Source organism: Catenulispora rubra (genome assembly GCF_015356825.1).
Classification (GTDB): domain Bacteria; phylum Actinomycetota; class Actinomycetes; order Streptomycetales; family Catenulisporaceae; genus Catenulispora; species Catenulispora rubra.
This window is the reverse complement of record NZ_JAACYW010000349.1, coordinates 1-11,435: the sequence shown is the minus strand read 5'-3', so window position 1 is coordinate 11,435 and position 11,435 is coordinate 1. Positions and strand designations below refer to the sequence as shown.

General features: G+C 70.3%; 10 protein-coding genes. 6 read left to right on the top strand and 4 right to left on the bottom strand.

The features are described 5' to 3' along the window. The 5 genes from GWK61_RS48000 to GWK61_RS47980 form a co-directional block, all read left to right on the top strand. The coding region (locus GWK61_RS48000) for a TetR-type transcription factor C-terminal domain-containing protein (protein ID WP_499704007.1) at window positions 1-351 on the top strand (351 nt) is incomplete at its 5' end. A 31-nt stretch (window positions 352-382) separates the two neighbouring features. Further along, complete coding sequence (locus GWK61_RS47995) at window positions 383-1,537, top strand: acyl-CoA dehydrogenase family protein (RefSeq protein WP_194920062.1); 1,155 nt, start codon at window positions 383-385, stop codon at window positions 1,535-1,537. Window positions 1,538-1,576: 39 nt separating this feature from the next. Next, entirely contained in the window at window positions 1,577-2,797 is a 1,221-nt protein-coding gene (locus GWK61_RS47990; protein WP_194920052.1) for an acetyl-CoA C-acetyltransferase, read from the top strand. 16 nt (window positions 2,798-2,813) lie between these two features. Beyond that, window positions 2,814-4,967: a 3-hydroxyacyl-CoA dehydrogenase NAD-binding domain-containing protein gene (locus GWK61_RS47985; protein WP_194920050.1), complete on the top strand. Its 2,154-nt coding sequence runs from the start codon at window positions 2,814-2,816 to the stop codon at window positions 4,965-4,967. Between the two features lie 244 nt (window positions 4,968-5,211). Further along, a complete protein-coding gene (locus GWK61_RS47980; RefSeq protein ID WP_194920048.1) occupies window positions 5,212-6,081 on the top strand; it encodes a DsbA family protein in 870 nt (289 codons plus the stop codon). A gap of 45 nt (window positions 6,082-6,126) precedes the next feature. On the opposite strand, the gene GWK61_RS47975 is transcribed toward GWK61_RS47980, so the two are convergent. The 3 genes from GWK61_RS47975 to GWK61_RS47965 form a co-directional block, all read right to left on the bottom strand. Continuing rightward, entirely contained in the window at window positions 6,127-6,660 is a 534-nt protein-coding gene (locus tag GWK61_RS47975) for a PM0498 family protein (protein WP_228564163.1), read from the bottom strand. Between the two features lie 143 nt (window positions 6,661-6,803). Next, complete coding sequence (locus tag GWK61_RS47970; RefSeq protein ID WP_194920047.1) at window positions 6,804-7,925, bottom strand: epoxide hydrolase family protein; 1,122 nt, start codon at window positions 7,923-7,925, stop codon at window positions 6,804-6,806. 2 nt (window positions 7,926-7,927) lie between these two features. Next, window positions 7,928-8,413, bottom strand: a complete 486-nt coding sequence (locus tag GWK61_RS47965; protein WP_194920045.1) for a hypothetical protein — start codon at window positions 8,411-8,413, stop codon at window positions 7,928-7,930. 157 nt (window positions 8,414-8,570) lie between these two features. Between GWK61_RS47965 and GWK61_RS47960 the strand changes: the two genes are divergently transcribed. After that, window positions 8,571-10,553, top strand: a complete 1,983-nt coding sequence (locus tag GWK61_RS47960; protein WP_194920035.1) for a glycoside hydrolase family 9 protein — start codon at window positions 8,571-8,573, stop codon at window positions 10,551-10,553. A gap of 53 nt (window positions 10,554-10,606) precedes the next feature. On the opposite strand, the gene GWK61_RS47955 is transcribed toward GWK61_RS47960, so the two are convergent. After that, on the bottom strand, window positions 10,607-11,035 hold the full coding sequence (locus GWK61_RS47955; RefSeq protein WP_194920065.1) for a GtrA family protein: 429 nt from the start codon (window positions 11,033-11,035) through the stop codon (window positions 10,607-10,609). Window positions 11,036-11,435: the final 400 nt, after the last annotated feature.

The window sequence follows — 11,435 nt, the reverse complement described above, 5'->3', positions numbered from 1 at the left end:
GCCCTCACCGACCTGGCCACCCGCTACGTCACCACCGTCCTCACCTCCCGAGACCTCGTCGCCGCCTACTTCACCGAGGGCCACAACCTCCCCGACCGCGACCGCGCCGAGACCCGCCGCTTCCAGCGTGCCTACGCCGCGCACTGGGCCGCGCTGCTGGCTTCGGCCGATCCCGCGGCGTCGCCGGAGGAGATCCGGATCCGGGTGCTCGCGGCGTTCGCCGTCGTCAATGACACCGCGCGCACCCGGCGGTTGCTGGAGCGTCCCGGGCTCGCCGGGCGGTTGCGGGCGCTGATGCTCGCGGTGCTCTTGACACTGAGCTGCCGGGCGCGCGATGTTAATCGCCGTTAGGCTGTGGGCCTCGGCAGATATGGAGCCGCAGATGAGCAGGTCGTCCTGGGCCGGTGATGACGTGGAGGCGTTGCGGGAGCTCGCCGCGTCCTTCTTCACCAACGAGGCGTTGCCGCGGGAGGAGGAGTTCGCGGCGCAGGGCTTCCCGAGCAAGGACATGTGGCAGGCGGCCGGCAAGATCGGGCTGCTGTGCGCGTCGGTTCCCGAGGAGTACGGCGGCGGGGGCGGGACCTTCGCGCACGAGGTCGCGATCATCGAGGCGCAGATCCGGACCGGCGCCGGCGCGATGGCGATCATCGTGCACGCCGGCATCGTCGCGCACTACGTCAACGCCTACGCCACCGAGGAGCAGAAGCGCCGCTGGCTGCCGCGCATGGCCGCCGGCGACCTGGTCGGCGCGGTCGCCATGACCGAGCCCGGGACCGGCTCGGACCTGCAGAACGTCGCCACCAAGGCGGTCCGCGACGGCGACGAGTACGTCATCAGCGGCGCCAAGACCTTCATCACCAACGGCCATACCGCCGGCCTGGTCGTCATCGTCGCCAAGACCGACACCGCGCAGGGCGCGCACGGCGTCTCCCTGCTGGTCGCCGAGGTCGGCGACCTCGGCCAGGAAGTCCCCGGCTTCCAGCGCGGCCGCGTCCTGAAGAAGGTCGGCCAGCACAGCACCGACACCGCCGAGCTCTTCTTCGACGGCCTGCGCGTCCCGGCGGAGAACCTGCTCGGCGGCGTCGAGGGCCAGGGCTTCATCCAGCTCATGGTGCAGCTCCCGCAGGAACGCCTGCTGGTCGCCGCCGCCGGAATGGCGATGCTGGAAGCCGCCGTTGACCACACTGTGGCCTACACCAAGCAACGCGAGGCCTTCGGCAAGCCGCTGTTCAAGCTCCAGAACACCCGCTTCGAGCTCGCCGAGTGCGCGACCATCGCGCGCGTGGCCCGGGTGTTCTTCGACGACTGCGTCGAGAAGCACCTCGCCGGCGGTCTGGACGCCACCACCGCCTCCATGGCCAAGTACTGGATCACCGACCGCCAGACCGAGGTCATCGACCGCTGCGTGCAGCTGCACGGCGGCTACGGCTACATGCTGGAGTACCCCATCGCGCGGCTCTTCGCCGACGGCCGCGTGCAACGCATCTACGGCGGCGCCAACGAAATCATGAAGGAACTGATCTCCCGCTCGCTGTAGCGGACCGGACCCAGGACAGACGAAAAGAAAGGAACAGCGATGTCGAACGCGTACGTCTACGACGCGATCCGGACACCGCGCGGCCGGGGCAAGCAGAACGGCTCGCTGCACACCGTCAAGCCGATCTCCCTGATGGTCGGCCTCATCGAGGAGATCCAGGTCCGCCACCCGAACCTGGACCCGGCGCTGATCGAGGACGTCATCCTCGGCGTGGTCTCGCCGATCGGCGAGCAGGGCTCGGACATAGCCAAGGTCTCGGCGCTGGTCGCCGGGCTCCCGGACACCACCGCCGGCGTCCAGCTCAACCGGTTCTGCGCCTCGGGCCTGGAGGCGGTGAACACCGCCGCGCAGAAGGTCGCCTCGGGCCTCGGCGAGGACCTGATCCTGGCCGGCGGCGTGGAGTCGATGTCCCGCGTGCCGATGGCCTCCGACGGCGGCGCCTGGTTCGAGGACCCCGAGACCGCCTACGACATCTCCTTCATCCCGCAGGGCATCGGCGCCGACCTGATCGCCACCATCGAGGGCTTCTCGCGCACCGACGTCGACGAGTTCGCGGTCCGCTCCCAGGAACTGGCCGCCGCGGCGCGCGCCGCCGGCCACTTCAAGAAGTCGGTCGTCCCGGTCCGGGACCGCAACGGCCTGACCATCCTGGACGAGGACGAGTTCATCCGCCCCGGCACCACCGTGGACACCCTCGCGGGCCTCAAGCCCTCCTTTGAGGCGATTGGCGACCTCGGCGGCTTCGACGCCGTGGCGCTGCAGAAGTACCACTGGGTCGAGAAGATCGACCACGTCCACCACGCCGGCAACTCCTCGGGCATCGTCGACGGCGCCGCGCTGGTCCTGGTCGGCAACGAGCACGCCGGGCAGGCCGCGGGCCTGACGCCGCGGGCCCGCATCCTGGCCACCGCGGTCTCCGGCGCCGACTCGACCATCATGCTCACCGGTCCCGCGCCGGCCTCGAAGAAGGCGCTGGCCAAGGCGGGCCTCGGCATCGAGGACATCGACCTGGTGGAGATCAACGAGGCGTTCGCGGGCGTGGTGCTGCGCTACGTGCGCGACATGGGCGACGGCCTGCCGCTGGAGAAGGTCAACGTCAACGGCGGCGCGATCGCGATGGGCCACCCGCTGGGCGCCACCGGCGCGATGCTGATCGGCACGATCGTGGACGAGCTCGAACGCAGGGACCTGCGCCGGGGCCTGGTCACCTTGTGTGTCGGCGGCGGTATGGGCATCGCCACCATTGTCGAGCGGGTCTGAGGGCGGGACGAGGAACATGAGCGAGCAGAACCACATCCGCTGGGAGCGGGACGCCGACGGCGTGGTCACCCTGACCATGGACGCGCCCGGCCAGTCGGCCAACACCATGAACCGGGCGTTCATCGAAGCCCTCGGAACGGTCCTGGACCGGCTGGAGGCTGAGAAGGACGAGATCAGCGGTGTCGTCGTCACCAGCGCCAAGAAGACCTTCTTCGCCGGCGGCGATCTCAATGAGCTGATCAAGGCCCGGCCCGAGGACGCCGCCGACATCATGGCGCGCAACGTGCGGATCAAGGCCCTGCTACGGCGCCTGGAGACGTTCGGCAAGCCGGTCGCGGCCGCGATCAACGGCGCGGCGCTCGGCGGCGGCCTGGAGATCGCGCTGTCCTGCCACCACCGCGTCGCGCTGGACGCCAAGGGCTCCGAGATCGGCTTCCCCGAGGTCACGCTCGGGCTGCTGCCCGGCGCCGGCGGCGTCGTGCGCTCCGTGCGCCTCCTCGGTATCACCGACGCCCTTCTCAAGGTCCTGCTTCAGGGCCAGCGCTACAAGCCGAACGCCGCGCTGGAGAACGGCCTGGTCCACGAGGTCGTGGCCACGCCCGAGGAGATGCTGGCCGCCGCGAAGGCCTGGGTGCTGGCCAACCCCGAGGCCAAGCAGCCCTGGGACGTGCCCGGCTACCGGATCCCCGGCGGCGACCCGAAGAACCCGAAGTTCGCCGCGAACCTGCCGGCCTTCCCGGCGAACCTGCGCAAGCAGCTCAAGGGTGCGAACTACCCGGCGCCGCGCAACATCCTGGCCGCCGCCGTCGAGGGCGCGCGCGTGGACTTCGACAACGCGCTGACCGTCGAGGCGCGGTACTTCGTCGAGCTGGTCACCGGCCAGGTGGCGAAGAACATGACGCAGGCGTTCTTCTTCGACATGCAGAAGGTCACCAACGGCGCCTCGCGGCCCGCGGGCTACGAGCCGTGGCAGGCCACCAAGGTCGCGGTGCTCGGCGCGGGCATGATGGGCGCCGGCATCGCCTACGTCTGCGCGCGCGCCGGGATCGAGGTCGTGCTGAAGGACGTCAGCGTCGAGGCCGCCGAGAAGGGCAAGGCCTACTCGGCCGGGATCCTGGACAAGGCGGTCGCGCGCAACAAGATGACGCGCGAGGCGGCCGACGCGGTCCTGGCCCGGATCCACCCGACCGCCACCGCTGCCGACGCTGCCGGCGCCGACCTGGTGATCGAGGCCGTCTTCGAGTCCCCGGAGCTCAAGGGCAAGGTGTTCGGCGAGATCCAGGACGTCGTCGCCCCCGACGCGCTGCTGGGCTCCAACACCTCCACGCTGCCGATCACCGGCCTGGCGCACGCCGTCACGCGGCCGGCGGACTTCATCGGCCTGCACTTCTTCTCCCCGGTGGACAAGATGCCGCTGCTGGAGATCATCGTCGGCGAGCAGACCTCCGACGCGGCCATCGCCAAGGCCTTCGACCTGGCCCGACAGATCAAGAAGACGCCGATCATCGTCAACGACAGCCGCGGTTTCTTCACCTCCCGGGTGATCGGCCGCTTCCTGGACGAGGCGATGGCGATGGTGAACGAGGGCCTGCGGCCCAACTCCATCGAGCAGGCCGGCTCCCAGGCCGGCTACCCGGCGCCGCCGTTGCAGCTGATGGACGAGCTGACGCTCACGCTGCCGCAGAAGATCCGCAACGAGGCGCGCGCCGCCGCCGGCGAGGACTGGGCCGAGCACGGCTCGGAGGCCGTGATCAACCGCATGGTCGACGAGTTCGGCCGCGGCGGCCGCGCGGCCGGAGCGGGCTTCTACGACTACGCCGACGGCAAGCGCACGGGCCTGTGGCCGGGCCTGCGCGAGGCGTTCCCGCCGCACGTCGGGATCCCCTTCCAGGACATGCAGGAGCGGATGCTGTTCGCCGAGGCGCTGGACAGCGTGCGCTGCCTCGACGAGGGCGTGCTGCGCTCGGTCGCCGAGGCGAACATCGGCTCCATCCTCGGCATCGGCTTCCCGGCCTGGACCGGCGGCGTGATCCAGTACATCAACGGCTACGACGGCGGCGTGACCGGCTTCGTGGCGCGCGCCAAGGAGCTGCACGAGAAGTACGGGGAGCGGTTCGCGGTGCCGCAGTCGCTGGTCGAGAAGGCTGAGCGCGGGGAGCGGATCGAGTAGGTCCAGGGGCTCTGGAGAGTTCTGGAGAGCTCTTCGGGAGGCTCTGGACAGGGGCCGATGACGGCGCCGGGCGAGCGGCATGGCAAGATCGCCTGGCGCCGTCCGGCGTCGCGATCACCGCGGACAGCCGGACTTGGATCGCGTCGGCGAAATTCGCACCGTGCTGTGATAATTGGCGGTCGGCCCTCTAGCATGGCTAGCCATGAGGGGGAGACTAGCTGTGTTGATACTTTCCGGTGTCCTGATGGCGGGTTGTGCGTCGCAGGGCACGACCAATACCGCCGCGGGATCCGGGAGCGGCACTGAAGCCGGCTCGGCCACCGGATCCAGAAGTGGGTCCGACACCGGAGCGGGGACCGATCCCGCGACCGGGCCGGGCGCCGGGGTCGCGGTGAGTTCCGGAGCGGGCTCGGGGATCGGCGGGGCGTCCGGTGCGGTGCCGAGCGGTGCGCATTCCGGTGCCACCGGTTCCGCCAGCTCTGCTGCGGCCGGCCACACGTCCGCCGCGCCGTCGTCCGGGGCCTCGGCGCCGGCCTCGGTCTCGGCGTCCGGACCGGGGTCGGTGGCCGGGAAGGACGCGACCGTGATCGTCGGCGTGGGCAAGGTGCGGGTCCTCATCTACGAGGACTACCGCTGCCCGGTGTGCAAGCAGGTGCACGACCAGATCCAGCCGGTGATCTCCTCCAAGCTCGGATCCGGCAGCATCAAGGTCGAGTTCCACGCGGTCGACCTGATCGACCACAACACCGGCGGCAAGGGCTCGGTGGCCGCCGGCAACGCGGCCAGCTGCGCGTTGCAGGCGTTCAAGTTCCAGCCGTACCGCGAGGCGCTGTTCGCCGCACAGCCGAGCGAGAGCACCGACGCCTTCGCCGATCCCAACGAGCTGATCACCATCGCCAAGACCGTCTCGGGGCTGGACGGCCCGACCTTTGAGGACTGCGTTCGGACCCAGCCGTACGGCGCCTCGATCGAGAGCACGTATGCCGCCGAGTACGGCTCCGGCAAGCTGGTCGGCGTGCCGTCAGTGTTCATCAACGGTACGCAGTGGAATGTGCCGACCTCGGGCGACGTCGCGGCGTCGTTCACTCAGGCTCTGGCTGTCGCAGGGGCCTGACCCCAGTCGTCGGGGCCGGTTCCCCCGCCGGATCCGGCCCCGGCTTTAGGCCGGATGGTGCTCGGCGGGGGAGAAGTCGACGGCGATGATCTTCTCGGTGGCGTAGCCGTCGAGATCCGCGGCCAGCCAGCTCTGGCCGGGCCGCGCGCGGTGCAGGCGGAACGTGCCGCCGGTGCTGTTCGTGCCGACGATGCAGCACACCGGTACCGGATCCTCCAACGCGGCCGCCAGGTGGGCCACCCGCACGGCGAACCAGAGCCCGTGCCGGAGCAGCAGTGTCTGATCCGCTTCGCCGATCACGGGTTCGCCGTCCGCCCGGAAGCGGCGCTCGACCGGGATGACGTCGTCGAGGTGGAAGCTGTTGGTGCCGCACTCCCAACCAGTCAGGTCGCCGAAGCCGCCCGGCGCGCCGCCGGCCTGATCGCGGTGCCTGGCCAGCACGATCACCTCGTCGCGCCGCACCACGCCCTCGGCCAGCAGCTCGTGCAGCCGGGGCGCCTCGGCCGGCGGCGCCTCGCCCAGCGGGAAGTCAGGGCCCAGCGATCGCGCCGCCGCATCGTTCATCCGTACCGTGAGCACGCGGTCCAGCATGATCGACCGGCCGGTTTCGAACAACCTGATGCTCAGGTCCTGCGAAGCTGCTGGTGATCGCGCTGGTGGCCGCGCTGGTGATCGCGTTGCCGTGGACGCCTGGTCGCCGCGTTGCTGCCTCGCTACTACCCCTACCGCAGCCCGCCGAAGAACTCGCCGATATCCGCGGCCAGCATGTCCGGCACCTCCATCGCCGCGAAGTGCCCGCCGCGCGGGAACACCGTCCAGCGCTCGATCCGGTACATCCGCTCGTACCACGAGCGCGGGACCTCGCCTTCGGGTACGAACTCGTTCGCGAACACCGCCATCGCAGTCGGCACGCGCACATGGTCGTCGGGGCCGATCGGGGCGCCGTGCCAGCGGTTGTCGTAGTAGTCGCGCATCGAGGTGGTGATGGAGTCCGTCGCCCAGTACAGGGTCAGCATGGTCAGCAGGCTGTCGCGGCCGAAGGTGGCGTCCAGGTCGCCGCCGCTGTCGGACCAGGAGCGCCACTTGTCCAGCAGCCACGCGGCCAGGCCGGCGGGGGAGTCGTTCAGGGCGTAGCCGAGGGTCTGCGGACGTGTCGACTGCACGGCGCTGTAGCCACGTTCGGTCTCCTCCCAGTGCTCCAGGTGCGCGACGTACGCCTGCTCCTGCGGCGTCAGCTGCGCGGAGCCGGGGCCGGTGTAGGGCGCCAGCTCCGGGGTGCTCAAGTGGATCCCGATCACGCGCTCGGGCTCCGACAGCGCCATCTGCGTGGCCACGCCGGCGCCGAAGTCGCCGCCGCACGCGCCGTACCGCTGGTATCCGAGCCCTTGCATGAGCTCGTGCCACAGGCCCGCCACGTACCGCCGGTCCACACCGGCACGCGCCGGCCGCTCCGAGAAGACGTAGCCCGGGAGCGAGGGCACCACCAGGTCGAACCGGTCGCCGAGCCGGTCCACCAGGCCCAGCATCTCGGCGAAGGTGCTCGGCCAGCCGTGGGTGAGGATCAGCGGGATCCGGTCGCCGCCGCCACGGTGATGCACGAAGTGGATCGGTGTCCCGTAAACCTTGGCGACCTGGTGCTGGTAGCGGTTGAGCTCACGCTCCGCCTTGCGCCAGTCGAACCCGTCGGCCCAATACGCGAGCAGTTCTCGCAGGTACCCCACCTCGACGCCCTGGCTCCACGCCTCGCCGGGCGCGGCGTCCGGCCAGCGGGTCCGCCTGATCCGTTCGCGCAGATCGGTCAGGACGGCGTCGGGTACAGCGATGGCGAACGGATCAACGCGCATGCTCAGTCCGTACAGTAGGGGCTCTGGTTCGATGTGCTCAGGCTTATCAGCTTCCACTTGTCATTGTCGGACAGGATGTTCACTCTCAGGCACGCGTGGTGGTTCGCCGCGTCCTTGGCCGCGTGCGCCACGTAATCCAGGCCGATCCCCTCGCCGAGCAGGCACAGGATCCCGCCGCACAGCACCATCACCGCCGCGTGCAGGGCCACCGTGCTCAGGATCGGGTGGTCGGAGACCGTGCTGGACAGGGTGCTGGTGTCGCCGCGCGAGAGGAAGCGTACGCACGGGGGAGTCCCGCAGATCTTCTGCGCGTCCCCGGTCGTCGGCGCCGAGGAGACCACCACGGTAGTGCCGCCGGAGGAGCCGCCGGAGGAGCCCGAGCCCGAGCTCGAATCGGCGGTCGATTTGCAGGCCGCCGCGAACACCAGCAGCAGCGTCAGGATCAGTGCCAGGCCACCCCGGGTCCGGGCACTCGTGTGATCGGCCATGTCCACCCCCACCGTTCGTTTACAGGCCTTCGTCCACATTAGCGTGATGGCGCCGTCTGTTCCGGGCCGATTCAGACCCTTGACGGCGTGCGGCGCCGTGGGTAGGTTCTCCGCACGTCTCGTTAGGAACCTTTCCTAACTAAGGAGGGGGCATCCCATGGTTTCCAGGGCACGACCTCGTATCCGCCGCGGCACGACCGGTCGTGTCGCGCGCCACCGCAAGGCGGTCGCCGCGCTCACGGCCGTCGGCCTGGCCGGTCTGACCGTCGGCACCGCGACCGTCCTGTCGCAGCCCGCGCAGGCCGCCACCGCCGGGCTGGTCCGGGTGGACCAGGCCGGGTTCCTGGCCGGCGACGTGAAGCAGGCGTACCTGATGACCGGCTCGGCGGTGTCCGGGGTGTCGTTCTCGGTGCTGAACGCGGCCGGCGCGACCGTGCTCACCGGCAAGGTCGGCGGGACCAGCCTGGGCAAGTGGAGCACCGCCTACCCGGACGTCTACCCGATCGCCTTCAGCGGGCTGAAGGCCCCGGGGACGTACCACATCAAGGTCGCCGGGAGCGCCGCGGGCACCTCGCCGTCGTTCACCGTGACCAGCGCCGGCTCGCTGTACGGCAAGCTCGTCAGCGACGGCGTCACCTTCTTCCAGACCCAGCGCGACGGCTCGGACGTCATCGCCGGGGCCCTGAACCGGCAGCCCTCGCACGTGCACGACTCCTCGGCGAGCGTCTACGCCTGGCCGACGTTCGCCGCCGGCGGTTCGGACACCATCACCAGCTCGGATCTGACCAAGCTCAGTGGGACGGTCGACGTCTCAGGGGGCTGGTTCGATGCGGGCGACTACTTGAAGTTCTCCAACAGCGAGGCCTTCGGCGACATCACGCTGCTGGCCGCGCAGCGCGCCCTGGGCTCCGCGGCTCCCGCGACGCTGTCCGCTGAGGCGCACTACGGCGAGACGTGGCTGAACAAGGCCTGGAACCAGAGCACGAAGACCCTGGTGCTACAGGTCGGTATCGGCACCGGCAACTCCGCCGGCACGTTCTTCGGCGACCACGACTTGTGGCGGCTGCCGCAGAAGGACGACGGCGACACGGCCACCGCCGACCGGTACGCGGCCGCGCACCGTCCGGCGTTCCTGGCCGCGAGCCCCGGCGGCAAAATCAGCCCGAACATCGCCGGGCGCGTGGCCGCCGCGTTCGCTTTGGCCGCGCAGGTGGACGCCGCCGCCTACAACCCGACGCAGGCCGCCGCCGAGTACCAGGCCGCCGCCTCGGTCTACGCCCAGGCCGACACCAGCGCGCCGCCGAAGCCGCTGACCACGGCGCTGCCGAACGCGTACTACCCCGAGCCGATCTGGCACGACGCGATGGAGCTGGGTGGCGCGGAGCTCGCGCTGGCTGCGCAGAAGCTGGGGCACAGCTCGTCTTCGTACGTGTCGCAGGCGGCCACGTATGCGAAGGACTATCTGGCCTCTGACACCGGCGACACGTTCAACCTGTACGACAACAGTGCCCTGGCGCACGCCGACCTGATCAAGGCGATCGCGGCCGCGGGCAACCCCTCGGGCCTGGCGGTCACCCCGGCCGCGCTGACCGCGGACCTGAAGCGTCAGGTGCAGTCGGCGGCGAGCAAGGCGGCCTCTGACGTCTTCCACGCCGGCGGCAACTACGCGGACTTCGACGTCAACGCGCACACCTTCGGGTTCCTGACCGAGGAGGCGCTGTACCGGCAGGCCAGCGGCGACGCCTCGTTCGCGGCGTTCGCCACCGAGCAGCGGGACTGGCTGCTGGGCGCCAACGCGTGGGGGCTGGCGTTCATGGTCGGGGAGGGCAGCAACTTCCCGAAGTGCATGCAGCACCAGGTGGCGAACCTGTCGGGGAGCCTGACCGGCACCGGTGCAATCGCGACCGGTGCGGTGATGAACGGGCCGAACAACACCAGCAACTTCGCCGGCGGCCTGGGCGCCTACCAGACGGGGATGAAGCAGTGCCCGGCGGGCGGGACGGACGCGTACAACAAGTTCACCGGCCACGGCAGCCGCTTCTCCGACGACGTCCGCTCCTGGCAGACCGACGAGCCGGCGCTGGACATGACCGGCTCGGCGGTCCTCGGCGCGGCGATGCAGGAGACGCTGGGCGGCTGAGGCGGCGCGGTGCTCGAGCGCCGCGTGCGAGTGCGGCCCCTGATGCTGGCGGATCAGGGGCCGTCGGCGTTCCGGAACACCACCCAGCGCATCACGCAGTACATGTAGACGCCCTCAGCGAGCCCCGAGACGAGGCGTGCCGCCGCGTACCCGACCCCGATCGACGTCAGCCCACTGCCGACCCCGAGCACGAAGACCAGGTAGTTGACCCCGACCGCGACGGCGTAGCGCGTGGTCTGCGCCCCGAGCGCCCCATGCGACCGGAAGTTGAACGCCCGGTTCAGCACGAAACTCAGCGCGAACGCGGTGAGGTAGGAGACGGTCACCGCCGCCGGGTAGGGCCAGTGCAACACGCGGTGCGCGAGCGTGAGCAGCACGAGGTCCACCGAGAAGGTGAACCCATTGATGACGGCGAACCCCAGCAGGCTCGGCGCGACCACGCGCGAAAGCCCGAAGGGCAACTTGGCGACGACAGCGACCATCAGCGCATGAAAGCGCCGACCCCGCCGCGCCGCGCGCTCGGCCGACGGGGACTCGACGGCGACGTTCTCCTGAACCACCCGGGCAGGGTAGTGGGCCGAGCGGTCTTCTTTGCGAACATTCGGCAACGGGCCAGCGGGGCAGGCCGCTGAGCTGGGGATTCAGGTGGCGCGCGCCATGCCTCGCTACGGCTTGCCGGTGGTGCAGGGGGGCCGCCGCGCCGCCCGCGCGCCGCAGCGTAGTGCCTTGGCCTTGTAGCCGGCCGCAGCTTGCTCGCAGCGCCAACCGAGCCTGCCGCCAACGCTGTGCTGTTGCGGCGCTAGCCGATTAGCCGGCTGGCTGGCTTTCTGGCTTTCTGGTTGGCTGGTTGGCACAGCGCGGTGCCGCGGTGAGCCTGTCTCT